This is a genomic window from Flagellimonas baculiformis (genome assembly GCF_033441575.1).
Lineage (GTDB): Bacteria > Bacteroidota > Bacteroidia > Flavobacteriales > Flavobacteriaceae > Flagellimonas > Flagellimonas baculiformis.
Genome location: NZ_JAUZVW010000002.1, coordinates 318156 through 342627 on the forward strand (window position 1 = coordinate 318156; position 24472 = coordinate 342627).

Below are 24472 nucleotides of genomic sequence, written 5' to 3' on the forward strand. Positions count from 1 at the left end.
GATTATTTTTTTCTGAGATACATGTTTCCATTGGTGGATTTCAGTGTAATGTCCACTCCACCATTGTTTATGGTTGCGCTTATTTTTCTGCCCAACACCGACTTTAGGCCGTCCTTTTCACTCAACTTTACGTCAAAATCGGTATAGACGTTGCCATTGATGGTGCTCATGGACAGGTTGGCCGGAGTATTGCCGGGTAGGCTCACATCCACGGCCCCATTGGTGGAATACAGGGAAATAGGGGACCCTTGTTTTACGGTGCCAAACTCCACCGTAAGTTCGCCATTCAAGGTGTTGGCGGTAACGGGACCGTTCACGTTCACGATTTTGACGCTGCCATTGAGCTGGGCGTCTGCCTCGATTTCACCCGCAAACCCGTCGATTTCAATGTCACCGTTCCAAGTACTTTTGGCAGAAATGTTCTGGTTTTTGGGAAGGTAGATTTCGGCCCCTTCGGACTTTCTAAGGTTGGTCACGATAAGGGTGTTGCCGTCTTGGATGACGGAGAAGCCTACGCTGGTATTGTCCGTTCCTCCTTCGCCCACCAATTTTAGGCCTTTTGCCCTTTCTGGGGTTTCTACGGATGGGCCTGATTTGATCAACAACTCATTGGAGTTGTGAGTTCTTAACGTGATGTCGGATTTGGATTCGATCTTGACCCATTGGACCCCATTTAAGGATTTGGTATAATCGGATTGCGCCTTGGCTAGGGTGCCCACCAAAAGGGCGGTTAGCAAAAATGTGAATTTTCTCATGATTTTCGTTTTTTGATGTTTATGTTATACTTGGTAATACAGCTTTGATCTGTTCTTTTATAAAGGGCTGAGTGTCTTCCTGTTCCAGCAGTTTTTTCATGGGTTCGGCCGCCTTTCTCTCCTGTATCTGTACCAATACTTGAATAATGGCCACTTGGATACTCGGGTTCTTTTCTTTTTCGAGCGCTTCGATCAGCAGGTTTTTTACAGTTTCCGAAGAAGTGAACTTGGACAGTGCCTCGAAGGCGGTCAAGCGGACGTTGTCGTTTTCATCATACAACAGCCTGTTGCCCAAAGCCTCTATGATGGCTTCATCGGGCTGCTCAAATTCATCAATATAGTTCACCCCTTGGATGCGCTTGCTGGCCGATTGGTTTTCCATCAGGGAGAGCATGGTGGTCTGTTTCATCTGCAAGGTCTCGTCCCGGAGCAGGGCAATGTCACCATCCACTTTGCGCTGTTGGAACAACGATCCCATTTGAAAAGAGACTGCCAAAAGTGCCACACTGGCCGCAATTTTCAGCAGGTTGCCCCCCCAGTTTGTTTTCTTTTCGGGGGAGGATAGGGGAACCACTTTGCCCCGACTTTCCTTTTCGGCTTCCAGGGCCATTTCAAAGGAAGTCCTTAGCTTTTCCGAAGGAACAGGGATGTCATGGCCGTCAAAGGCATGGAACAGGGCCTTCATTTCTTCGAGCTCTTGTTGGCATTCGTTGCATTTGCCCAAATGCAGTTCCACTTCTCTCATGGTCTCCATGTCCAAAGTACCGTCCAGATAGTCTGGAATCAGGTCCGAAATGTGATTGTTTTCCATGGTCATATGCTTTGTAGGTATATTTTTTTCAATTTTTTCAAGACCCGGCAGACTTTGGTCTTTACCGCGCCGGGTGTACTTCCTGTCATTTCCGCCAACTCTTCGTAGCGTATTTCTTTATATCGACTCAAGATGACCAACTCCCGGTCGGCCGGGTCCAGTTGGTTCAGGGCGTTCTGCAAGTGGGCATTGTTCTCCAGTACTTCGTCTTCTTCCTCCACCGCTTTGTAGGCCAACACCTTGATGTCCTCATGGGGCTTGTGGTCCCTTGTAAAATGTGTCTTCAAGTTGTTTCGGGCGATGGTAAAGAGCCAAGCCTTGAACGATCCGTTCTTGTATGAGCTCCTGTACTTGATCAATTTGTAAAAGACATCCTGTGTCAAATCTTCACTCAACATGCTATCACCGCACATTTTATATAGAAAATGATAGACGTGCTTGTGATATCTGTCGAAAAGGATCTTGAGCAGATCAAGGTTGCCCTCAGCAACTTTTTGCATTATGATCTCATCTGAAAGCGCTTCCAAACAATGTTTTTTAGTTGGTGTTCAACTTATATAGTCTGGAAATTAAAAAAGGTTACACAGAGGGAATGAAAAAAGTCAAAAAAAAATCGCTTTGTGGAAAAAGCGATTGGAATTCGAGGCGGTTGTGGTCAAAACCTTATATGGGATTTTAAATGCTAAACCAAATGAAAATGTCACCTCGAGCGCAGTCGAGAGGTCTATCAAGAAAACTACTTTGAAATAAGGGTCTTCCCGAAAGCTTTCGGGACGCTCGACCTGACATGGTGTGCCATTTATGGAAATTTGTTATAATCTCAGCTACAACCACAATTGTCCTGGCCGCAAGATTTGGAGCCTTTCTTTTTTCCAAAAAACGATTTGGGCAAAAGGAACTTCCAGACCAAATAGCCAACTGCCAAGGCCAAGGTGATATAGACTAAAATCTGTTGTACTTCCATGACTATGCTAAAATTTGATAGGCGGCCAACGCGACAACATAGGCCAAAACACTCATGAAGCCCAGTTGGATCAGGGGCCATTTCCAGGAATTTGTCTCCCGCTTCACAATGGCCAGCGTGCTCATACATTGCATGGCCAAGGCATAGAAGAGCATCAATGAAACGCCTGTTGCCAAATTGAACAGGGGTTTTCCGGATTCGTCAAGTTCGGCGGCCATCCTGTTCTGGATGGTCTCTTCCTCATCGCTGCCCACACTGTAAATGGTGGCAAGGGTCCCCACAAACACTTCCCGGGCGGCAAAGGACGTCAACACGGCGATCCCGATCTTCCAGTCGTAGCCCAAGGGCTTCACAATGGGTTCAAAGGCCTTTCCGGCCTGACCAATATAGGAATGTTCCAATTTGTAGCTGGCAATTTCCTGTGCCTTGGCACTTTCGGTGAGGTCGGCAGTCAAGGTTCGGACCGAATCCTGGACAGCGCTTGGCGGAAGTCCTTCCGACTCCACATCTTCCAAATAGGAATCGATGTTGGTCTGGATATAGTTTTTGCTGTAGGTGCTCAGGCCTTCGTTGGCGATTCTTTCACTGACGATTTCCTCGGCATTGTGAAATTCGTCCGAATATCCATTGGACCCCAAGAACCAAAGCACGATGGAGAGGGCCAAAATGATCTTCCCTGCCCCGAAGACAAAGCTCTTGGTCTTTTCCAGAACGGTATAGCCCACATTTTTGATCAAGGGCATGCGGTAGGTGGGCATTTCCACCATGAAGAGCGACCTACTTTTGATTTTTAAGATCTTGTCCAGTACCATGGCTGAAAAGAGGGCCATCCCAAACCCGAGAAGGTACAGCAGCATCAGCGTCAATGCCTGATAGCTAAGACCCAATACGCTTCCTTCGGGAATCACAAGGGCAATCAATATGAGATACACGGGCAGTCTGGCAGAGCAGGTGGTAAAGGGGGTCACCAAAATGGTGATGAGACGTTCCTTCCAGTTTTCTATGGTACGGGTGGCCATAATGGCGGGAATGGCACATGCATTGCCCGAGATCAAGGGCACCACACTTTTTCCGCTCAACCCAAAGGGACGCATCAATCGGTCCATCAGGAAAACGACCCGGCTCATATAGCCCGATTCTTCCAAAAGGGAGATAAAAAGGAACAAAAAGGCGATCTGAGGGATAAAGATGACCACTCCTCCGATACCGGCCAAGATCCCTTCGGCCAACAGATCGGTAAACAATCCGGGTGGCAGTGTGTTCTTGATCCACTCGCTTGCCGCGGCAAACTGCTCGTCAATAAAATCCATCGGATAACTGCTCCACTCAAAAATGGCCTGGAAGATGAGCAGAAGGATGGCAAAGAAAATAAGGTAACCGAACACTTTGTGTGTCAGTATCTTGTCGATGGAGGCCCGCAGTCCCTTTGCGGCCAATTGGTCCACCTTGTAGGTCGTCTTGAGCGTATCGTTGATGAACTGATAGCGGAGCACAGTTTCGCGGTGCTGTAGTTTTTTCAGTTCTTCCTTTGATTTGGTAAAAAAGGAAGTGGCATCCTGGATCTGTTTTTTTTCAATGGGCATAAAGTTCACATCCTGCGTGATGACCAGCCAAAGTTTATAGGAATCCTCGTTGGGGAATGCTTTTTCAAGATTTTTGAAATAGTCCGGTGCAATCCGGGATGCTTCAAGGTTGGGGGCGGTGGACAGCGATCTGTAATCGGCAATCAACTCTTTGATGCGGTCGATGCCCTCTCCTTTGCGGGTACTCACTAGGGCAATCTTGGTGTCCAATTGTTTTTCCATGGCCTCAATGTCCAGGGAAATACCTTTGCGGGACATCCGGTCCGCCATGTTGATGACAAGTATGGCGGGAATCTTCAGATCTTTGATCTGGGTAAACAGGAACAGGTTCCTTTTGAGGTTTTCCACATCGGTGATCACCACGGCCACATCCGGAAAATCCTTATCGTTTTTGTTGAGCAGCAGTTCCACCACCAAACTTTCGTCCAAGGAAGTGGTGTTGAGGCTATAGGTGCCGGGAAGATCCAGGATATGTGCCTTTACGCCCCTTGGCAGCTTGCATATCCCTTCCTTTTTTTCCACGGTGATGCCAGGATAGTTGCCCACTTTTTGTTTGAGGCCCGTAAGTTGGTTGAAAACAGAGGTCTTTCCGGTATTGGGATTACCGATCAGGGCAACATTGATGCTTTTGCTCATGGGGCTTGGGTTTCTTCAACTATATCAAGCTCAATGAGCTGGGCCAATGAGCGCCTTATGGCGATGTGGCTTCCATTAAGGTTGATGTATATGGGGTCGTTCAAAGGGGCGATCTGGACCAGTTCCACGCTGTTGCCGGGCAAGCACCCCAATTCCAAAAGCTTGATGGGCAGCACGTGTTCGGAAAAATCCTTGATGATTCCCTTTTGCCCATATGCCAAATCGATAACGGTAGCCACAATACTTATTTAGATTGAATTTAATTAAGGGCAAAAATAAGTAAAAATGTATAAAAAGGAACCAAATCCATGGCAAAGGTTTCGGTGCTATTCCTCGTAACTCTCCTTGAGCACTTTGAGGTCTTCGAGAAGTTTGCGGATCTCCTCCCGATTGGTGCCGTCATAAAAGCCCCTGATGCGGCGTTCCTTGTCCACAAGGATGAAATTTTCGGTGTGGATCATGTCGTAGGGTCCGCCATCCCCATCGGTCTTTACGGCCAGATAGGATTTTCGGGCCAGCTCGTAGATCTGTTTTTTTTCACCCGTCACCAAGTTCCATTTGCTGTCCACCACGCCTTTTTCCAAGGCATATTTTTTCAGTTGGGGAACGGAGTCGATCACCGGAGTCACCGAATGAGAGAGCAGCATCACCTCGGGATCGTCAAGGACCGCGTTTTGGATCTCGGCCATGTTCTTCGTCATGATGGGGCAAATGGTGGGGCAGGTGGTGAAAAAGAAATCCGCCACGTAAATCTTGTCCTTGTAATTTTCTTGGGTGATGGTCTCCCCGTTCTGGTTGATCAGGGAAAAGTCGGCAATGGTGTGGTATTTTTTCTTGTAGTGCAAGGTGCTGTCCACCAACGAGGGGTCCACCATCGAAGGTTGATACACCGGGAGCATTTTTTGGGGTTGGAGCGCGTTGTAGAACAAAAAGACGATTACTGCGGAAAGCCCCAACAAAACCAAGCCGAAAAACTTGTATTTGGCAAAGAATGAACCCATGTTGCAAAATTACGACCCGAAGGATGATTCTTCAAGCCTTGAGGCTGTTTTTGTTACTAAATCTTTCTTAAATCAAGAACTTATCCAAAACTGCTGTTTTTTTATCACTTTGTAAAAGTTTACTTTTGTGCGTTTTAACAAAAGACGAACGATGACCCCTATACTGATAAAGACCATACAATTCTTTCTAAGTCTTTCCCTGCTCATTGTGCTGCATGAGCTTGGACACTTTATCCCGGCGAAGATCTTCAAGACGCGGGTGGAGAAATTCTATCTGTTCTTTGACGTGAAATTTTCGCTCTTCAAAAAGAAAATAGGGGAGACCGTGTATGGTATTGGATGGTTGCCCTTGGGAGGCTACGTGAAGATCTCGGGCATGATCGATGAGAGCATGGACACCGAACAGATGAAGGAAGAGCCCAAGCCTTGGGAATTTCGTAGCAAACCGGCCTGGCAGCGTTTGATCATCATGTTGGGCGGGGTTACGGTGAACTTTGTGTTGGCCGTGGTCATATTCATAGGGTTGGTTTTTACGTATGGGGAGGAATACATTGCCAATGATAGTTTAAAGGATGGCATCTGGGTGACCGATAAGACCTTGGGTGATGGCTTGGGCATACAGACCGGGGACAAAATTTTGTCGATAGATGGAAAGAAGGTGGAAACATTGTCTGAAATCATTCCAGGTTTTGCCCTTGGCAATCATTTCACCATTGAGCGAAATGGACAAGTGATGGAAAAAGAGGTTCCTGTGAATGTGATCGAAACGCTTTCGGAGGAAGAGGACAAGGATAAAATAAGGGCCCTTGTGTCGTACAGAATACCTTTCATCATCAACAAGGTTCCGGAAAATTCCCCCAATGCCAATAGTGGCTTGGAACATGGGGACGCCATTGTCCGGATGAATGGCAAACCAGTTGAATATAAAGATCAGGCCATGCCAATCCTAGAGGCCAACAAGGGAAAAACGGTCCCCGTTACCGTGAACCGAAATGGGACTTCGCTCGACATGGAGCTTAAAGTTACCGACGATGCTGCTCTCGGTGTGCATTTGGGGTTGTCACCTGAAGAATATAAAGAGTTGGGCTATCTGGAAGTTAGGACGCTGAAATATTCCTTTTGGGAATCCATTCCAGCAGGTTGGAAAAGGGGTGTCAGAACGCTCTCCGACTACATCAAGGGGATGAAAAAAATCTTTAACCCCGACACGGGGGCGTATAAGGAAGTAGGTGGTTTTGCAGCAATTGGGGGCATGTTCCCCGATACCTGGAACTGGCCAGCATTTTGGGCCACTACGGCCTTTATTTCCATCATCCTGGCCTTTATGAACATTTTGCCCATTCCGGCATTGGACGGGGGGCACGTGATGTTCCTGCTCTATGAAATGGTGACTGGACGCAAGCCCAGCGACAAGTTTTTGGAATATGCACAGATGGTCGGCTTTTTCCTGTTGATAGGTCTGCTGCTGTTTGCCAACGGAAATGACCTGTACAAATGGCTTTTTAAGTAGAAAAGCGATTTTTTTGTTTGTGGTGTAATAAAGAAACTGCTATATTTGCACCCGCTTACGATAAAATTCCTCCTTAGCTCAGTTGGTTAGAGCATCTGACTGTTAATCAGAGGGTCCTTGGTTCGAGCCCAAGAGGGGGAGCAAGCACAGTAAGGCTTCAGAGAAATTCACTCTCTGGAGCCTTTTTAATTTGCACGCAATTTGCACGCGGACTGAAAAAAATAAAATTTGGCCCCAAACTTTAACATTTCGGTCTATAATATTCCAGAATAAATTGAGATTTGTCCCAAATACTTACCCTTAAACTTTTGCACTTGGATCCTGTTCCAATTTTGTAGTGTTCGGAAAGATAAGCGTAAAATAAAATTGGTATAGGGTGCAATCTACTAAGAGAATAATCTTCGCAGATTAACAATTATAGCATAGCTAGGATTTGGTTCTTTTTCTGGGAATTTTCCATTCCATAATATGGGAATGAAGATTTAAGGCCATGCCTCTATTTTTAAATGAATGATTCCAAATTTCCTTTATATTGGAAGAGTGTGAAATTAGAGTAAGAGTTTCATGAATCAACATTCCAAGACTCAATAGATTACAGGCATTGTCCCTAAAGAGTTTTTTATCTATTTCTTCCTCATTTTCTATTTCAAAATCTGGATCACAACCACCGACGCCATAAGAACAACCATATAATGAGCCATGCAATGATTCCGAAGCATCGGAATAATATTCAATCTTGCTGAGTGTAAAAAACACGTCCATGAGTTTCCCCCACTTTTCTATTCTTTTGATTCTTTCATTCAGGGGTTTTCTTGTCCATGGTAAATTCGGTTTTGTTTCAGAAAATATTTCCAATGCTTCTTTCACTAGAGCGCTCTTTTTCAAATTGTCCTGTTCCCTTTTGCGCTCGTTCTTTCGTTCATTCAGTATATCCATGAAATCACCATTGTTCAATCCAGATTCCCTTGGAAATTCAAGGTCGTCATATTTCAATGCCCCTATGCTATGATAATATTTGTATATGGGATGTAGAATGAACGCACGATATTCTTTTTCCTCGCAGATACTTACATAGCAAAAATTAGTGATTTTCTCCATGAATGCCCGGGAGAGCATAACGGATTCACTTGTAAAGGTATCGGGTTGATTTGCCAATTGTAGGAGGGCTGCCCCTGTTTGGGTACAACTTATCAATAAAAGGGCGGCCTTGGCCTGTCTTTCATCAGAGATTTTAGGGATTACTTCTTTAAGCATCATCAATTCCGAGGCAAAAAAATTGCTCGCCTCTTGATGAAAGTGTTTTAAATCTTCAAGGGGATATCCAGAAACGCTTTTATATGATTTTTCATTATCCATCAATCACTTTCAGTATTGGATAACACCAGCTTGTTAATTGATTTTAGATAGTCTTGTCTCCCATTTTTCGAAATCTCTATAATCTGGATAATCATTGATTATTCTTTCCAAGAATATCTTTAATAAGTCAATTTGCTTGGACTTCCCGTAGAGAATGATTACCCTATTGATGTCATGGGCATAATTCGAGATCTTCATTCGCTCTGAGTTTTCTCCAAACAGGATGGCCTCATTGTAAAGTTTAATTGCTTCTAGGTATTTTCCAGACTTATCAAGTTTAGTGGCTTTTTCTCTTAATTCAATGATGTGGCTGAACTCTTTTTCCCATACTGCATTTTCTCTCTTGAGTCTGTTTGTCTCTTTCTTGAGTTCATCAAGGGAATAGAACGCCTTTTCTTTACCTCCCTTGTTGTTTTTGTTGAAAAAATCAGTCATAGCAACAATAATGTTTTTTGCCTCTATTTATATACAATTGTTATGATATGGTTTATCATTGTGGCCATTGTTATGCTTTCGGCATTTTCATTTATACTTAATTGCAACTGCTGTCATGCCATATTCCTCGCTTACAACATAGGTTGAATTTCCCATAGGGAATCCTAAACCTGAACTACCAGCTTTTCCAATAATTATAATTCCGTCAGCTCCGATTTCACGAGCTTTTTTTGTAATCTGATTCAAACTCCAATTATCATTCGTGTCTCTACAAATGATTTGAGCAAATTCTATATATTTTTGAGTTGGTGTATTGGTCATGTAGACATCTATTTTGTCCCCTTCATTCTTTGGAGGATAAGAATTACCAAAAAGTGTGACTTTGGCTTTTGCCATTAGAAAACCCGTACTGGCACACCTCGAGAATAGGAATGCTGAAACAAGCAATAAGATTAAAAACCCAAATCGTTTTCTTTTCATGCTATATGGCAGTGTGTTAATCTTTAGTCAGAATTTTAATCAGTTTGGATTTTTTCAATGGTTTTAATTCAAGACTCAAATTGTCATATGCCTTAAATTCTACATTATAAAATGGATTCTCTTTTAATACGTAATATGGTTCGTAAACGTGTATGTCCGCAATAGTCTCTGTCAATGCGACTTTAATGTAACCCCTAATTTGTCTCTCTCGGATTGAAGTTAAAATTCTGTCCCCAATACTTGTGCTCTTGCCTATATACATTAATGCCTTGCTTTCGTCGTACAAAAAGTAAAGTCCAAATTTACCAATATGGTTTTCAACAAATCTTTTAAACTCTGTTGAGGGGACAAATTCCTGTTCATTGAGGTAATTAAATTTGTTTCTCTCCTTTACAAATTGTTTAAGTCTATAATGAGGTTTTAAAAACTCGCTATCGAAATAGTTGAACAAATTGAAATCTTCTTTGATAGATTCCTTTTTTATTTGTCCACAAACAATTTTAGCTTGGTCAAATATTTCGCTTGTCTCAATGAAAATATCGAAAAAAACGTTCATTTTTTGATCTTCACTACAATAGTAAAGCTGTTTTAGTTCAGTAATAAAATGTTCGGTAATTCTTGATGCTCCGATTGCTAATAATTCCATCTCGTATTCAGATTGGAATTCATAAAGTTCAATTAGTTTAGCTGGAATTTTAGTCTGTTCGAATTCATATTTATCGTAACCACAGGATTCTGCAATTTTCCTAATGTAATTTTTAAAGTGTAAAGAATTTTCAAATCTCATAGCGGACTCCACTTCTGATTTTTAAATCTTTTTAATTAATTATCTCTACTAGTAATTCCTATCATTTTATTTCCGAAGGCTTGAAGAGAAGTTGTTAAATCTCTAGGGAGTAAAATTTATTTAATTGTTTCAACATACAGGTAACGGTCTATGAACAGTTGGGGATTTTTGCGACCTAACTTATGAGTTTAGCACAGACCTTTGTTTTATGTTTGTTGTTTCGTTTTATCTCTTACACCTCAATTGTTTATAGCCATCTTTGTTAGCTGCTGACTTTTTACCATTTTATCAAATCTTCTTCGTCAACTTGCCTAGCAATTGCAACTTTATTTAGTTCAATATTTGAGTTAATTTGGATTAAGTCAATTGGTGCTGACAAAAAAGAAGAAAGCACTTGTTTTAACCCTAATTCATTTACTCCATATACATTGTAATTTGAAATTTCTTTGATAATCTCAATTCCATTAAATGTGATTTTATTGATTAACTGATACTCAGATTCAATATTGAAGTCGTTTGTAACTTTTTGATTGTTCGCAACAACATCTACATCTATAATCTCATCGTCAGATTTGGGGATGTATACTAAAGGATATTCCGTAGAAATTAATAGGTTTCTTATAAACTCAAAAGATTTTGCAAACTTGGCAAGTTTTCTTAGTCCAATTATTTTGTCAAAATAATGTTTCTTGGATTTTTCCTTTCTAAATTCAGCTTGAGGATTAAAATAAATCTCAAACAGTATTCCGTTAAGTAGGTGATTCTCTCCGTCAACGTCTAAATACTTATCTATACTGTCAGGCAAGTTCTCCATAAATTCTGATGCACTAAATGCTGCTCCACTAGCTTGCAGTAAATTTCTACCCAAAATAAATTGCCGATTCTTGTCTAAGTCTTTTGCAGAAATTTTTAAAACTTTATCAATTGCTGGATTTTGTATATCCCAATTGTAAGATTTTATTTTTTGAATTAATTGACCAAAATCGTCTGTATTTGAATAATTAACGTCTTTCACTACGTCTTCTGAATAGGGTATGTTCATAGAATGAACTAACTGTCCAGTATTAAAATAAAAATCTCCGATTAAAGAAGTATGCTCCCAAGTAGTTTGTTTACCATTACTTAGATTATAGACTGTTTTTCTAACTTTTTTAAATAATTCTTCTACAGATAACCTTTCTCTGCCAATATATTTAAGTAAAGCTCCTGTGTAAATGCTATTGCCTTCAAAACCAACATCGCTCGCACCATCGTTTGGTGAAGTTGAAAAAGCAATTAAAGTTCCTTTTGGTGCTTGAATTGGACTAGTTGCAATTGTACCTCCTCTTTCAAAGCTTTTCCTACAGGCATCTATAATTGCAATATTTATTTTATTAGAATACTTTTTATATATAGAAAGTAAATCGGATATCATTATGCAGGTCTGCTTACAATGATATGTATTCGGTGAATCAATCTGGCATTCAGTAAAAGCAAGGTAATTTTCTCCTTCTACCTCAAAACCATGTCCAGCGAAATAAAATATTGTGGCATCATATTCCTTAATCTTTTCCTCAAATAAGGTTAATAGCTCAACTATTTTTTCGGAATTACCGTTTTCACAAAATATGATGTCGTAACCTAACCTTTCAAATACTTTTCTTATGCTTATTGCATCATTCAACGCATTATCTAATGTAAATTTTTCGTAATAATTATTATTTCCAATTATTAATGCTAATGTTTTCATTCAGTTCCTCTCGGTTTTCAGCCTGCAGCTAACGGTTTCGCCTATGAGTAGTTGCATGGGTTAGCGGTTAATTTAACAAGTACACACCAAGCTGAAAATCCTTGAAGATTTTCAGAAGTATGCTAGAACAAGCAATTACTTATAGCCATCATCCTTAACAACTGGCTTTTATTCAACTTTTCCATCTTTAAAAGTCAGTTTTCTAAATTGTTCATCGGTTAAAAGTTTATTAATAGTTCCATCCTCTGATTTGATAAGAACTTTTGGTTTTCCTTCGCTGTCTATTGTGAACGTTGTAGTGCTTTTTCGATAGGGAATTTTATAAGCAATACCCTTTAATTCATACAACTCGTTTTCATATTTAATGTATTTTTTATGCAATAACCAACACCCAATTCCAAATCCATCATCCATTTTCGGAAGAGCTGGTTGGTTGTTTCGTGTAAAATCAACCAATAAACAGTCAATTGTTCCATCTTCTTTATAGAAGCGGTCAATTCCCAAGGTTATTGGTTTACCGTTTAGACCGTTTTTCTCAAATTTCTCAATCGCATTTTTAGTCCAAGCACATTCCATTTGTCCAGATTCAAAGTCTGGTATGACCATTGTCATATTAACTATGAACTTGTTTATACGCCCTTTTTCATCCAGTTCGGTTGAAGGTCTAATATTATATAATTCTATTTGTTTCTGAAGTGGGTTTTTTTCTGAACTGCTAGAATATTTCTTTGCAGGTTTGGTATATTCTGTAGCTGAAGCAAATAGTCCACTTTCAACACCTAAATCACTTAAAGCTCCTTGAAATTTTTGTAAATCTGGTCTACCAACCTTTTTTTTATTTAGGGTATAATCTTTTGCTTCAACGATTTGAGATTTATCTTCATTAAGTCCATCTATTTGATAATCGCTTTCGCTGTATTCCCCTCTCAAATGTTGGTCATATTTAATCTTTTCGCCTGTAACAACTTTTAAAGCAGCAACAACCAATAATTCATAAGCAGTTCCAGCCTTATTTGGATAATATCCATAAAGTTCAAAAAAAAGCTTGTCTATCGGTGATTTCTTCATTCTGTTTAACTTGCTGCCAACGGTTTTGTATATGAGCAGTTTGGCGTTTAAGCTCAGAACAATCCAGGTACAGAATACAGCAGAAAAATTCTGGCGGATTTTCAGAAGAAGCTCTGAACTAGCAATTGCCTATACACGGTGTTGCCAATAGTTTTATTTCAAATCTTCTACTGCGTCCATAAAGTCAAATTCGTGTACTAAACAAATTTGATGTCCGCCTTTTCTCATCTCCAATGCTTTTTCTACTTTCCGTCCGTAACAAGCAAATGCCCAAGCAGGATTTCCATTATCTCCAACAATTAGATAGTCAGTTTTTTTAGTAACCGTTTTAGTTGGTATTCCGCCCAAGTCAGAAATCAGATTTTCCAATTCAGACCGATTTCCACTTTTTAAAACTCCTGTTACGCAAAAAGTTTTTCCGTCAAAATCAATTTTTGGGTCGCTCGTACAATGTCCTGAAATATTTATATCAGCAGTATCTTGGTCAATTTGTTTGGCTATCTCTTTGTTTTCTATATTTACAAATTGATTTAAATATGCTTTTAAAATCAAAATTTCCTCTTCCTCAATAATTCCATCTGACACAATTGATAAAATTAAACTCCTAATCTCATCGTAAGGATAATAAGTGCTTAAATGTGTATTCTGTTCAAGCCATTTTTCAAGGTCGCGAACTTCTTTTTCATTTATTATTCCGTCTGCTAAAATTCCGTGACAAATTCCCTGTAAAGTTTGTAAATCGGTTGTTACTGCATTATAGTAATAATTGTCATTTTCATATTTCTGACACAACCAAAATAAATCTTCTATTGTTTCTGTCGCCGGAATATTGTTTGAAACCGTTGCGTTAATAATTATCATAAATTCTTTGAAAGGATTTCGATTTATTAAACTCTGATGATTTTCAGCCCATTTTTTGAGCTCGTTGATTTCATTTTCATTTACTTGTTCGTCTAAGTTTATCCCAAGTAATATTCCTTTCAATGAATTGATAGCTTTATCAGCTCTTGCTTTTGAAGTAAAAACTTCTAATTCCTTTTGACTTAATTTGCTCATCGATGATTTTTTTCAAATTGTTGATAACGGTCTCAACTATGAGTAGTTGCGTGGGCTGGCACTTAACTTTGCAAGTACACACCAAACTGAAAACCCTCGCGGATTTTCAGAAGTAGGTGAGAACCAGCAAATACTTATAGCCATTGTGTAAACAGTTTTTTATTCAGTTATTTCTAAGGCAATTTCTTCTGGCCATATAATAAATTGTCCATATTGTCCGCTCCTTTCTATTCCACCGATTTCTTTTCCTTTTTTAGTTGTCATCCAATCATCCTCTTTTTTATACATAAGCCTTTGGTCGACAAACCACGAATTTATTTTTCGACTGCTAAGTCCTGTTTTTTGTGAAAGTTCCTTTGTTGTTAATAGTTTTGAATTTGAATACTTTTTTGTACTGTCTAAATTGTTTTTCCCAATATTGTTTTCAGTCTCTTTTTCGTCAACTATTCTTTTTTGAGGTGCTTGAACATATGAAAAATCTTCACTATTGTGCATTATTGATTCAATATCACTTGAAGCATCTTCATAAACTTGTTTGTCTTCCTCATTTTCGGTGTCAATAAGAATACCCATTTCTCGATTATGTTGCTGTGAAAACTCATATAAATTCATAGAGGCAATAATCATTTTATTTTCGTTCAAGTAACATTTTGCGTGTAAGTTTTTGGAAAAATATAATCTTACATATTTTAATTTTTCCAAATAGCTCATTTCTGTCGGTGCAAGTTCTTGTTTACCAAAAATTATTCTCACATCTACTTTTTCTCGTTCCTTATCGTTCAATAATTCTTTCATATTGTCCGATAATTTCAAATATGGACTTATTATGTAAAGTTCTTTTTTTGCCTCTCTAATTAAGTTTTCTAATTCAGCTGTAATACTCGATGTTCTTAAATATTTAGCCATAAAATTTTATTCTTGTTTATTATAGGGTTTGTTTCGGTTCTAAATTGTTTACAACTTGGTTATACAAACAACTTTAATCGGCATATACCACCAATTTGGCTGACTAAACCTAAGTTTTCAAAAGTATAATTTTACTAGGCTTTCGATAATTGCGGGGATGGATTAAATGTAAGAATTTTCTAAAAATTGGAAAATGTGAAATTCCTTAAAATAGTTCAAATACAATTATTCATGGTAGCATTGGTATCGAATAGATTCCAAAGTTGGATTGCTTTCTTTTTTGTTTTGCTCTGCAAAAGAAAAATGTAAAGCAAGAGGGTAACAGGCTAAAGCCATGTTACAGGTGTGCAGTTTTTATCAAAACATTCATTTTTAGCCAATTAAATGGTTTTTGAAAATCTTTTAAGAAGAGATTTTTGAGATTTTTCACGGAAAAATGCTGTTAGCTCAATAAAAGCGACAAATTTTTCACGAAAAAATGGATATACCATGTTAATTATTGATCCATCTATCTATTCAAAAGAGAGGCTTGATAAATATTTAGATTTTATAGAAATCTTGCCCTAATTTTTTGGTTTTCTACACAATAGCTATCATTGTTGTGCGACATTTTTTCATAATTGATTAAATATTTCAACCAAGGCAAATTTTACACAAGGTCCATGATAGGGTCTTTCATGGGATCTGAACTCTCCATCAACTACTGAAAACCGTAATATTAAATCTGTTGACTGATTATAAGTATAGAGTAACTGGATGAAGTCCTCTATCTCGGGTTTTATTATTGGCTCGCAATAAGATTTAGGCAAACATTTGTCATTAGCCTCCCAACTATAGGTGAAAAAGCTTTTGTATGTGAATGAATTATGTTTTTTTATTTTTTCATCTAAAGAATCAGAGTCATTAAAAAAGTTGATTGTTCTATTCCTGCCGCTTAACTCTGTTTTTAAATTTACATCTCTTTCAATGTCTAGTTTTATTTTTACTTTCCCGTATCTATCTGATGTAAGTTTTCTTATTTCCTTTTCTCCGTAAATTGGCAGTTTCGATATGTCTATTGAATTATAAATTTTATCCGCAATCGGCCTGTACGGTTTATCATTTACTTCTCGATGAAAATATTTTCTAATTAACTCGGCCATAGAATTCTTTCATTATGATTTATTCTAATTCTTAATTCCACAAAACTTCTTTTAATGCCCAACTTTTCAATCTTTTCTGTCCTCAGCTTGAAGATTTGACTTAAAATTTTGAGGGATAACTTTAAATGTAAGAATTTTCAAAAAATAGAAAACTTTGGAATCACTTAGGGAATGAAATAACTTTATTTAATTCCATATTTGAATTGCTTTCGTTTTTGTTTTGCTGCGCAAAGGAAAAATGTAAAGCAAGAGGATAGCGCGCAAGCGCGGCGCTATTGATTCATTTTCCTTCGGAAAAGCCCAATTTTAGTGAGATTTTTGAAAATACTGAACAATGTCATTTATTGCATTTTTTACTAAAAAAGGCCTTCAGCCCAGTAAAATCAATGGATTTTTGACTAAAAAATGGTTTTTTGGAGTCTAGTGTAAGTGTGTAATAGACCTATTTTTAGGTGTAATTTACTTTAACACCCAATCTCCCGTTTTTGGTGAAAAAATCCTCTCAGCCCAATAAAATCAACAAATTTTTGGTGAAAAAATGGAAGATTGATGTGAGGAATGGGTGTGGATTTCTAATTTTTCCTTCGGCCTTTTGATATTTTTGGATTCAACCCATTTTTAACGGAAAAACACGCTCAGCCCAGTAAAATCAAGAAATTTTTAATGGAAAAATCAAGAATTAGGTACTTATTTGGAGCAAAAATGATTTTGTTTTTTCTATATCAGCCCTCTTCTTTGGCCTTCTTTTCTTCCCTATAAAATAGGTTCAAATGGTCCATCAAGGCCTCTTCCCCGATAGGCATCAAACGATTGGCTATGGTCATCGCCTGATGTATGAATTCCTCTTCGTTCCTGTCCATCACATCATCCGAACCAAAATCTGGATTTATTGCCCTCATAGATAGGTATAGCAATGCACGTACGGTCAACAACAGATCCGCATGACCATCAAGATAAAAGAAAGTGGGTTGGAATTTGTCCTTGAACCATGGATGGGGAACCAAGGTAGGGGAATGGTCATTTGAGTGAAGTCTCAAATCCTTTATTAGCTTTTCTTCGTTTGGATTCATGACATGTTGTATTCGAATTGATTTATGGGATTAACTGTTTTCAAGGTTCGATAGCATTTCATCCAGTTTGTCCATATAGTACATTTGGCTATCTGGAAGGATGCAAAGTAGCAGTTCTAATACTTGGGTGATACTATCCTCCTTTGATGCATTTTGGTTTTTAGGGGCCAACATCATTCCATCACCATCGAGAGCGAATACACAGAGCTGCAATAGGCTTCTGATTTGCGTCAAGAGGTGGTCGTTGTCCCTGACCTCGAAGTACACATGGTTTCCTTTGGGATCAATGGACTTTTTGTTACCCAACAGCCCGGTTAAATTTTTTCTAAGCTCTTGTATATCCTTCAATGTTTTGAATTTCTTCTTTTTGTGTTTCATTGTTCAGATTATTGGGTTGACAATCATGCTTATTCCTTCAAAAGGAATTTTTCTATTCGGTCGTAGCTATCCAATTGGTCATCTGGAAGAATATCAATGACTAACTCCAGTATGGTGATCACTGCATCATCCTTGGATAGAAAGGGAAGTCTTGGGGAGTCCAGTTCGTTTTCATTGTCAATGGTGGACATGCAAAGTCTCAGTAGGCATGAGATGACATAACGCAGCTCTGAATTGTTTTCCACCTTGAACACTACTTCTTGGACTTGCGGTTCATCCTTCCCATGATACCTTCGTTTTCTAGGGTTCAACAAACCAATCACTTTGTCCAAAAGTTCTTTTTCATTGCTATGGCTTTCCTCGTTCTTTTCCATGGCTACTTTGTTAAGTTGTGATTTCTTTATCGGAAAGCATGAGTTCCCGCATTTCATCCAGATAGTTGCCCTCTTCCAAGGGTATGAGGTTCTTTGCAAACTCCAGTACGGTCTTTACATCCTCCTTGATGTTTTTGATGTCCAAGGTCATATCACATTGCTCGTCCAAGGCCAGGACACATACATTGAGGGTCGATCTTAAGGTGTAGAAAAGGGAAAAGTGACTGTGGACATAGACATGGTTGAGATAATATCCTTTTTTGGTCCTTCGATTTGCAGGTCTCATCATTTCAAAGTTTTCCTTACTCAATTGCCTAATCGTGTCCAATAGGTTGGCTCCTTCTACATTTTGAGGTTCAACACAAGTCTTTTTTACACTTCTTGTATAATGAGTCTGTAAAAGTTCAAGTTCCTTTTCGAACAATTGCCTGATCTCATCCAAAAAGAGTTCAAGTTTATGTTCCAAAATGTCCAATTGACCCCTTTCAATATGGAATGAGTTTTCATATCTAGAACTAGAATAGGCCCTGTCCAATAGTTCCAATAACTCCATCTCTGAGTTGTCTTCAAGATTGAACATTCCACTAGTTCGGTGTATGTTCCTTCCCAAGAACTTTTGATGGACCTCTATCTTATGGCAGATTTTCACTTTTCCGCAGAGAAAGCCTTCCAAGACCCGGTATCCTAGTTCGAAGCCTTGATGGGCCATAAAGGCAGCTTGGGAAAGGTTGTCCTCCGACTTGAAGTATTTGAACCCTTTTTGAAAGGCCATACAACCTTCCAAGGATGTCCGAAAGTCCTCTTCGATGTTTTTTCGGAATTTCTCATTGGTTAGGTCTTCATGATGGCTCCAAGGAAAGCTAATATCCCGATTTCCAAAGATGAGATGTTCGGTCCGACAATGGTTGATGAAAAACAGGTTTCCATTAGTCAGTTCTGTTTTGGCGTAATCATGGGAAAAGAGATTGTGGAAATGATCTTGATGGTCAAAGAACAATCCTTGTACAATTGGAAGAAACTTGTTGTTTATGTCATTTTTGGGTGCGTCAATGATGATGTTCCATCTGTATCTATAGGTATTCTTTTTTTCATGGCCCTCGTTCAGATAGACCTGTACAACCTTCGGAATTACTTTGATGATATCCGATAAAAGCCCCCGGATCTGGGGGTCGAGCTGTTTCTTTCTATGTGCTAAGGAATCCATATATCGATGCTTTAAGGTGAATTTCAATCCATTTGTGTAGATTTTCTATACGAAAGTATAAAATAAATACTCATTTTCTATACCAATTTGATAAAATTTTATATAGGTGTATCTAAAATCTATCTTTATGTATCAAAATTTTACATCACTAAAATGACAGACCTAGGATTATATTTGGCCAAAAAGTCCATCAACAAAGCAGAAGTGGCGAGAAGGACCGGTATAAGTAAATCAAGGATAAGTCAATTGAGTTCCAACCCTACTACCAAACTAAGGGCAGAGGAACTCTACCTGATTTCATTGGCCATTGCTATTGACCCCTGTGAAGTGATGAAGGAATTATATGGGGATGTTAAGCTTCCCAATTAGGATATTGCCTCGCTCAGTAAATTAGTTTCGGTAAGATTTGGGCTTGCAGCACTTCGCTTTGCTTCGTTCGCTCTTTTATTCAGTTTTCTTTAGTGACCTCTGGGAGCAAAGACAAGATTGTGATGACAATAGCATATCTAGAATTCTCTCATGTGTCTATTGCTCGAACAGACAAAATGGTTTAGCGGAAGAATAGTCATGTATATAAAACTACTTATAATTGCCGAGTCATATTTTATTCAATACGGCCTCCATCTTTACCCATGCTACAAACAATTTTTAAGTTGTATTTTAGTTTAAGTAATTTCGCACACTCCCCCAAGAAGAATATTGCCAAACCAAAAACTTAGTTTAAGTGATAGTACTAAATGTATTGATCCTTGAAGATGAGCCCTTGACCTGCCATGCCCTTAAACTGGCACTTGACGGGATTTCCCAAAACCAAGATGGGCTAGAATTTAAGGTTTCAATCTACCATACCTATGGGGCCGCTTTAGATTTTATCAAAACAGGTAAAAAGTTACATCTAGCCCTATTGGATTTTAGGTTGGGGGTCAATAGCAGTGCAACAGGGTTAGATCTGGCCAAATCTTTAAAAGTATCGGACTCCGAGGCAAAAATTATATTCCTTACGTCCATCAGTGATAAGTACCATTACTACACCATATTCAAAGAAATTAACCCAGAAGGCTTTATCATCAAAAGCGAACTGGGGTTCAATGAAATTGAAAGTGCCTTTAGAAAGGTAATCGCAGGGGAGACTTTCTTTAGCCCAACTATCCAGAATTTTTTGAGAAAGGAAATGTCGGTGCCTAAGGAGATTGAGGATGTGGACCGCCAGCTTTTGTTCCTTTTGTCCAGAGGTGCCGGCACCCGTGATCTGTCGGAAAAGCTTAAATTGTCACCTTCAGGAATCGAGTGGAGAAAACGAAGATTGGCCAATTTGTTTGGCCTAGATACTGGGCAGACCCACGCTCTTATCGAAACAGCCAGAACCAAGGGTCTTCTATAAATATTCCTTAGCAAAACTAAGGTGATCACCTTAGAAATTCCAAGGTGATGCCTTTGGAATTCAACCTGCACTTTGATGTACCTTTCCTTTACATTCCATGCCTATGCACAATTACGTTTTTAGGATTGGGATGAGTCCCAATCTACCGACAAAAAAACCAAGTATATATGGTACATGGCCACTTTTTATACTCCAAAGGGAACGGACCTGTTTCTGAAAATAGTGCCAGTCGGTTCGATCGATGCAGGAACAAACCATTAATCTATAACATATGAACAGAAATCCTATCATGGCACTGCTTGCCATTGTATTATGTGTTTCGCTCCAAGCACAGGAGATGGACAATGATTCCATCCTTAAATCAGTAGAGGATTATATCTACTTAGGAGAACTTGACAGAAAAGAGTCAAAACGAGTGTTCAATCAGGTAAAGGAACTTTCTGAAGCGGGTGATCCGGCGGCCACATGTTTATTGGGCATCTTATACAAAGACGGTATTGGAACGCCCTTGAGTTTCGATAAGGCCAGAGATGAGTTCAGGGCGGCCCATGAGAAGGGCAATGCTAAGGCCAGCTACAGTTTGGGTTACCTATATCTAAAAGGATTGGGGAACATCCCACAGGATTATGAAAAGGCGGTGGAATGGTTCACCCTAAGCGACCACCCTATGGCAAAACATTGGTTGGCAAAGATGTACTTTTTCGGATACGGGGTGCCAAAGGATAGGGCAAGGGCCTTGGATATGTTAAGATATAACCCCATTTACAATAGCGAAGTTCTAGTAGGTCAATTGGAAAGCATGGATGAAGTGGAGGGTCCAACTTCGCATGATGAGAAAGAAAATACGGAATTGTTAGAGGTCATGACCGATGGTCAAGGAGAAAAACCAACCATTTTAGAAACCGAAACGGAAACTATCCCTGAAACCATATCAGGAAATTGGCAAGGACAGTGGGTAGAAATGGACTGGTCAGGGAAAAAGATGATTCGGAAACTCCCTGCAAGTATGACTGTCGGTGAGGTCTCCGATACGTATGGAACTGTGGAAAGTTCCATTCAGGTAGGGGAAAGTTCAACAACAAGCGAGGCCATTTGGCGAAACGGCGACCTAACCATCTTCGACGGTCAGGTTACCATTGAAAAACAGTATACTGACCATCCCGATCATACAACACTTGATTACGGATTGACATCCATGTCCTTTGCCTTGATGAACATTGCCGGTACAGATTACCTATTGGGCAGATTGGAGACTCAAATTTTGGATTGGTCAGAGCCTGGTCCACCGATGTTGATGGTGCTGACCCGTGATGGGGCCCCTATTTCCGAAGAGGCCCTGGTTGCCTTTGCAGAACAGGGGGACAGCTTTATCAAACTATACCCCAATCCCTTTATAAATGACCTTCTCATCTATTATGAGCTGGAGGCTGATGCCCACGTACAAGTGAGGCTAATGGACTATTATGGTGGTGCCCAAGTGGAAGACATGACCAATGGTTTTCTAATGGCGGGGGAGCATGTCCATACTATTTCCAATGGTTCTCTTAAATCAGGAATCTATGTTGTCCAGGTACAAGTCAATGACAAATTGTATACAAAATTGGTAATCAAGAAATAAATACAGAAAGATGAAGAATTTATACGCAACTATACTATTTCTTTCGTTTTTCCTATTAACAGGAAAATCAACGTATGCCCAGTACGAACTGCATTATTATAACAAACAGGCCGCCATCGATGCGGAGAAAGCTGATGTTTCAAATAGGAGTACTGCTAGGCTTCCTGTCGACCTAGAGCCAATTGGGGGTGGGGAAGGAGGTAACGAATTTGTTTTCAATTTGTCGTTCGTTAATTTCAACACTCTACAACTGTTGGAGTCACAAATCGCATACTCTCAGTTGGCAAGAAAAGAAATTGATGATTGGTTGAAAAAGCAGGAAAATACCACTCTCTTGAAAGAAATGAACAGGCAGATGGGCAAAAACTATACCTCATTTGCCACGGCCCAGAGGGAATATTTTAAATTTTATGAAGGGGGTAAATATGGTAATGGTGGCCCCGTACTCAGGGCAATGGATAACAGTGTAAAAAATGGCAATTGGTCAAAAAACTGGACGGATCAAGCAAAGGGATATCAGAAAGACCATTTAATCTTAAATAAATGGATAGAATGTGGGTACTGTGACGAGTTAAGACCATTTGCAATGGAAGTAAATTCATTGGGAAACTATGACAATGATAGTGGGCCTGGACCAAAATTTTATGCTTCTAATTTTAGGGACAACGCTTTAAACTCGTTCGGTGATGCTTTTTACAAGAGTGGCTTAAACAAGTCCCTTTCTGCAGGTTTATTAGCAATGGCTGAAGACGGTAATAAACTCCTGACCAAAATAAGTGATAAACGGGTAGCACATTATCGCAGTTTAGGTTGGCAGGCCAAAGTGTTTCAAATGAGTGCCTATTTGATAAGTAATAATACAAATTGTCCCAGTCCAATGTTGAGCTGTTTGCCATCTCAATTGGCAAAATATAAACCACAAATGATTTGGAGTGATGATATTCTCAATGAATGGGCAAAGGAATACAGTCCAAGTATCCCAAAGGCCCAGTATATATTTGGTGATGAGTACTTACAAGGCCAAATCAAACTCCTTACAACAGGTTCCTATGGAGTCTGGTCAAGGCAGGCAGTTATCGATAAAGTTGAAGGCGAACGTGAAGCCCTTGCGAAAGCGTTGTTGGTTGCCCCGGATGTAAATGAAATATGTGGTGGCATTCAGTGGAACGACATAGGAGATTCCTTCTATTCCACACTGACTGGCTTACGCCTAAAGGCGGGCATTGTTGTTCTTGGGGTTAAAATTGGCCCTACAACAACCTATAATATACCTGATATCTGTGTGCAAATGCCAAATTTTGAGAGAGTTGGTGGAAAGGAAATAAAAATACCGAGCCATCGTGCTACAACACGGTTAAAACTAGCATGGTCTGCCGCAGTTGATGCGGTAGCTGTGGATTTGGCTATTTTGAATAGAGATCCAACAGAAGCCGAATTAACTTATTATCTTACTAAGAATTTAAACTTACTTTTGACAAGTTTTAGAGTAGGTTCAACGGCTACTGTTGGTTATTGTCCTGGATCGGTGAAATCAGTTGTAAAATTTTGTAAAAATTAGTGATATAGAATTAAGTACTTTAAAAATAAAGTTTCCCAAGTTGTATGGTATTCTTGATGAATATTATGGGATAGATACGACCCCTAAAAAAAATATCGAGGAGATAATTCTTGATAGATTAGGGAACTCAGAAAACTATCATGCCTTTTGGAAAGAAGGTGTACTCAAAACCTTGAGTAAAGAATTAGGTTACAATGCACATGGAATAACCTTTGGGTTTATTCCAAACTATGGGGGACAAGTAGAATTTTCAATGGATTTGGGTGGTGGTCAAAGGACCATTACCCAAATTCAATTCTATGTTAGTTTGTTGGACAATGTCCATACCATCCAAATATTGGAGATTGAGGAATCCATTGAACACCATCCTTTTTTAAAAAAGGATTTGCCAAAACAAATCCTTAAAGAAGTATGGGTGTCTCCTGAAGAGCACCGAAATAAGGATATATTTTTAAGAATCCAGAACTCATTGGAAATGACTTTTGGGAATTCTTTGTATTTACCCTATAGTATTCAACAGATTAAGCTGGGAAAGATAAGGTTGCCACACACAGACGACAAGCATGAAAATACAATTGGGGACGCTTTTTTCAGAAAGATTTTACCTTTACATCAAACTGATTCAATAATTCGGGGCAATCCCAATTATGGATTTGACAAGTTAGTATAG

Annotated in this window: 26 protein-coding genes and 1 tRNA gene; 7 read left to right on the forward strand and 20 right to left on the reverse strand. The window is 39.3% G+C overall.

The window, feature by feature from the left end; genetic code table 11:
- Positions 1–2 precede the first annotated feature (2 nt).
- From SD450_RS04105 to SD450_RS04135, 7 genes are all read right to left on the reverse strand, one after another.
- Entirely contained in the window at positions 3–755 is a 753-nt protein-coding gene (locus SD450_RS04105; RefSeq protein WP_318343363.1) for a DUF4097 family beta strand repeat-containing protein, read from the reverse strand.
- 19 nt (positions 756–774) lie between these two features.
- Positions 775–1566, reverse strand: coding sequence for a HEAT repeat domain-containing protein (locus SD450_RS04110; protein WP_318343364.1), 792 nt, complete (start codon positions 1564–1566; stop codon positions 775–777).
- A 2-nt stretch (positions 1567–1568) separates the two neighbouring features.
- Positions 1569–2093 carry an RNA polymerase sigma factor gene (locus tag SD450_RS04115; protein ID WP_318343365.1) on the reverse strand — a complete coding sequence of 175 codons (525 nt, stop codon included), beginning with the start codon at positions 2091–2093 and terminating at the stop codon, positions 1569–1571.
- A 293-nt stretch (positions 2094–2386) separates the two neighbouring features.
- Positions 2387–2530 (reverse strand): hypothetical protein, encoded by a 144-nt coding sequence (locus tag SD450_RS04120; RefSeq protein ID WP_318343366.1) that lies wholly within the window; start codon positions 2528–2530, stop codon positions 2387–2389.
- A 2-nt stretch (positions 2531–2532) separates the two neighbouring features.
- Positions 2533–4749, reverse strand: coding sequence for a ferrous iron transport protein B (feoB, locus tag SD450_RS04125; protein WP_318343367.1), 2217 nt, complete (start codon positions 4747–4749; stop codon positions 2533–2535).
- Positions 4746–4991: a FeoA family protein gene (locus SD450_RS04130; protein ID WP_072880685.1), complete on the reverse strand. Its 246-nt coding sequence runs from the start codon at positions 4989–4991 to the stop codon at positions 4746–4748. Before SD450_RS04130 ends, feoB begins: the two co-directional genes overlap by 4 nt.
- A gap of 84 nt (positions 4992–5075) precedes the next feature.
- Positions 5076–5750, reverse strand: a complete 675-nt coding sequence (locus tag SD450_RS04135) for an SCO family protein (RefSeq protein WP_318343368.1) — start codon at positions 5748–5750, stop codon at positions 5076–5078.
- A 151-nt stretch (positions 5751–5901) separates the two neighbouring features.
- Here SD450_RS04135 and rseP point away from each other — a divergent pair, with 151 nt between their 5' ends.
- Together rseP and SD450_RS04145 are read left to right on the forward strand one after the other, a co-directional pair.
- Positions 5902–7260: an RIP metalloprotease RseP gene (gene rseP / locus SD450_RS04140; protein ID WP_318343369.1), complete on the forward strand. Its 1359-nt coding sequence runs from the start codon at positions 5902–5904 to the stop codon at positions 7258–7260.
- A gap of 67 nt (positions 7261–7327) precedes the next feature.
- Positions 7328–7401 (forward strand) — tRNA-Asn (locus tag SD450_RS04145).
- A gap of 285 nt (positions 7402–7686) precedes the next feature.
- On the opposite strand, the gene SD450_RS04150 is transcribed toward SD450_RS04145, so the two are convergent.
- The 13 genes from SD450_RS04150 to SD450_RS04210 form a co-directional block, all read right to left on the reverse strand.
- The gene (locus SD450_RS04150; protein ID WP_318343370.1) at positions 7687–8616 is read right to left on the reverse strand and encodes a DUF5677 domain-containing protein; all 930 of its coding nucleotides are present in this window, start codon (positions 8614–8616) and stop codon (positions 7687–7689) included.
- Between the two features lie 33 nt (positions 8617–8649).
- Entirely contained in the window at positions 8650–9051 is a 402-nt protein-coding gene (locus tag SD450_RS04155) for a hypothetical protein (protein ID WP_318343371.1), read from the reverse strand.
- A gap of 87 nt (positions 9052–9138) precedes the next feature.
- Positions 9139–9447 (reverse strand): hypothetical protein, encoded by a 309-nt coding sequence (locus tag SD450_RS04160; RefSeq protein WP_318343372.1) that lies wholly within the window; start codon positions 9445–9447, stop codon positions 9139–9141.
- Between the two features lie 100 nt (positions 9448–9547).
- Entirely contained in the window at positions 9548–10318 is a 771-nt protein-coding gene (locus tag SD450_RS04165; protein ID WP_318343373.1) for a GIY-YIG nuclease family protein, read from the reverse strand.
- A gap of 277 nt (positions 10319–10595) precedes the next feature.
- A complete protein-coding gene (locus tag SD450_RS04170; RefSeq protein WP_318343374.1) occupies positions 10596–12047 on the reverse strand; it encodes a caspase family protein in 1452 nt (483 codons plus the stop codon).
- A 168-nt stretch (positions 12048–12215) separates the two neighbouring features.
- Positions 12216–13115: a restriction endonuclease gene (locus SD450_RS04175; protein WP_318343375.1), complete on the reverse strand. Its 900-nt coding sequence runs from the start codon at positions 13113–13115 to the stop codon at positions 12216–12218.
- A 153-nt stretch (positions 13116–13268) separates the two neighbouring features.
- Positions 13269–14171: a BRCT domain-containing protein gene (locus tag SD450_RS04180; RefSeq protein ID WP_318343376.1), complete on the reverse strand. Its 903-nt coding sequence runs from the start codon at positions 14169–14171 to the stop codon at positions 13269–13271.
- A 159-nt stretch (positions 14172–14330) separates the two neighbouring features.
- Positions 14331–15077, reverse strand: a complete 747-nt coding sequence (locus tag SD450_RS04185; RefSeq protein ID WP_318343377.1) for a phospholipase D-like domain-containing protein — start codon at positions 15075–15077, stop codon at positions 14331–14333.
- Between the two features lie 614 nt (positions 15078–15691).
- Positions 15692–16219 (reverse strand): hypothetical protein, encoded by a 528-nt coding sequence (locus tag SD450_RS04190; RefSeq protein ID WP_318343378.1) that lies wholly within the window; start codon positions 16217–16219, stop codon positions 15692–15694.
- Positions 16220–16941: 722 nt separating this feature from the next.
- Positions 16942–17256 carry a hypothetical protein gene (locus tag SD450_RS04195; protein ID WP_318343379.1) on the reverse strand — a complete coding sequence of 105 codons (315 nt, stop codon included), beginning with the start codon at positions 17254–17256 and terminating at the stop codon, positions 16942–16944.
- A 63-nt stretch (positions 17257–17319) separates the two neighbouring features.
- Positions 17320–17667: a hypothetical protein gene (locus tag SD450_RS04200; protein ID WP_318343380.1), complete on the reverse strand. Its 348-nt coding sequence runs from the start codon at positions 17665–17667 to the stop codon at positions 17320–17322.
- Positions 17668–17696: 29 nt separating this feature from the next.
- Positions 17697–18041: a hypothetical protein gene (locus tag SD450_RS04205; protein WP_318343381.1), complete on the reverse strand. Its 345-nt coding sequence runs from the start codon at positions 18039–18041 to the stop codon at positions 17697–17699.
- Positions 18042–18051: 10 nt separating this feature from the next.
- Positions 18052–19245, reverse strand: coding sequence for a hypothetical protein (locus tag SD450_RS04210; protein ID WP_318343382.1), 1194 nt, complete (start codon positions 19243–19245; stop codon positions 18052–18054).
- Between the two features lie 153 nt (positions 19246–19398).
- On the opposite strand from SD450_RS04210, the gene SD450_RS04215 reads away from it, so the two are divergent.
- The 5 genes from SD450_RS04215 (at position 19399) to SD450_RS04235 (ending at position 24472) form a co-directional block, all read left to right on the forward strand.
- A complete protein-coding gene (locus SD450_RS04215; RefSeq protein WP_108425037.1) occupies positions 19399–19614 on the forward strand; it encodes a helix-turn-helix domain-containing protein in 216 nt (71 codons plus the stop codon).
- A gap of 355 nt (positions 19615–19969) precedes the next feature.
- Positions 19970–20626 (forward strand): hypothetical protein, encoded by a 657-nt coding sequence (locus SD450_RS04220; protein ID WP_318343383.1) that lies wholly within the window; start codon positions 19970–19972, stop codon positions 20624–20626.
- Between the two features lie 271 nt (positions 20627–20897).
- Positions 20898–22244 (forward strand): T9SS type A sorting domain-containing protein, encoded by a 1347-nt coding sequence (locus tag SD450_RS04225; RefSeq protein ID WP_318343384.1) that lies wholly within the window; start codon positions 20898–20900, stop codon positions 22242–22244.
- 10 nt (positions 22245–22254) lie between these two features.
- On the forward strand, positions 22255–23802 hold the full coding sequence (locus tag SD450_RS04230) for a hypothetical protein (RefSeq protein WP_318343385.1): 1548 nt from the start codon (positions 22255–22257) through the stop codon (positions 23800–23802).
- Between the two features lie 40 nt (positions 23803–23842).
- Positions 23843–24472 carry a hypothetical protein gene (locus SD450_RS04235; protein ID WP_318343386.1) on the forward strand — a complete coding sequence of 210 codons (630 nt, stop codon included), beginning with the start codon at positions 23843–23845 and terminating at the stop codon, positions 24470–24472.

Excerpts from the sequence above, each read along its gene's own strand:
- SD450_RS04200 (WP_318343380.1), bottom strand. The coding sequence starts at position 17,667 with ATGAAACACAAAAAGAAGAAATTCAAAACATTGAAGGATATACAAGAG.
- SD450_RS04175 (WP_318343375.1), bottom strand. The coding sequence starts at position 13,115 with ATGAAGAAATCACCGATAGACAAGCTTTTTTTTGAACTTTATGGATAT.
- SD450_RS04160 (WP_318343372.1), bottom strand. The coding sequence starts at position 9,447 with ATGGCAAAAGCCAAAGTCACACTTTTTGGTAATTCTTATCCTCCAAAG.
- SD450_RS04180 (WP_318343376.1), bottom strand. The coding sequence starts at position 14,171 with ATGAGCAAATTAAGTCAAAAGGAATTAGAAGTTTTTACTTCAAAAGCA.
- SD450_RS04120 (WP_318343366.1), bottom strand. The coding sequence starts at position 2,530 with ATGGAAGTACAACAGATTTTAGTCTATATCACCTTGGCCTTGGCAGTT.
- SD450_RS04135 (WP_318343368.1), bottom strand. The coding sequence starts at position 5,750 with ATGGGTTCATTCTTTGCCAAATACAAGTTTTTCGGCTTGGTTTTGTTG.
- rseP (WP_318343369.1), top strand. The coding sequence starts at position 5,902 with ATGACCCCTATACTGATAAAGACCATACAATTCTTTCTAAGTCTTTCC.
- SD450_RS04185 (WP_318343377.1), bottom strand. The coding sequence starts at position 15,077 with ATGGCTAAATATTTAAGAACATCGAGTATTACAGCTGAATTAGAAAAC.
- SD450_RS04215 (WP_108425037.1), top strand. The coding sequence starts at position 19,399 with ATGACAGACCTAGGATTATATTTGGCCAAAAAGTCCATCAACAAAGCA.
- SD450_RS04225 (WP_318343384.1), top strand. The coding sequence starts at position 20,898 with ATGAACAGAAATCCTATCATGGCACTGCTTGCCATTGTATTATGTGTT.
- SD450_RS04155 (WP_318343371.1), bottom strand. The coding sequence starts at position 9,051 with ATGACTGATTTTTTCAACAAAAACAACAAGGGAGGTAAAGAAAAGGCG.
- SD450_RS04230 (WP_318343385.1), top strand. The coding sequence starts at position 22,255 with ATGAAGAATTTATACGCAACTATACTATTTCTTTCGTTTTTCCTATTA.
- feoB (WP_318343367.1), bottom strand. The coding sequence starts at position 4,749 with ATGAGCAAAAGCATCAATGTTGCCCTGATCGGTAATCCCAATACCGGA.
- SD450_RS04170 (WP_318343374.1), bottom strand. The coding sequence starts at position 12,047 with ATGAAAACATTAGCATTAATAATTGGAAATAATAATTATTACGAAAAA.
- SD450_RS04110 (WP_318343364.1), bottom strand. The coding sequence starts at position 1,566 with ATGGAAAACAATCACATTTCGGACCTGATTCCAGACTATCTGGACGGT.
- SD450_RS04105 (WP_318343363.1), bottom strand. The coding sequence starts at position 755 with ATGAGAAAATTCACATTTTTGCTAACCGCCCTTTTGGTGGGCACCCTA.
- SD450_RS04210 (WP_318343382.1), bottom strand. The coding sequence starts at position 19,245 with ATGGATTCCTTAGCACATAGAAAGAAACAGCTCGACCCCCAGATCCGG.
- SD450_RS04205 (WP_318343381.1), bottom strand. The coding sequence starts at position 18,041 with ATGGAAAAGAACGAGGAAAGCCATAGCAATGAAAAAGAACTTTTGGAC.
- SD450_RS04190 (WP_318343378.1), bottom strand. The coding sequence starts at position 16,219 with ATGGCCGAGTTAATTAGAAAATATTTTCATCGAGAAGTAAATGATAAA.
- SD450_RS04165 (WP_318343373.1), bottom strand. The coding sequence starts at position 10,318 with ATGAGATTTGAAAATTCTTTACACTTTAAAAATTACATTAGGAAAATT.
- SD450_RS04150 (WP_318343370.1), bottom strand. The coding sequence starts at position 8,616 with ATGGATAATGAAAAATCATATAAAAGCGTTTCTGGATATCCCCTTGAA.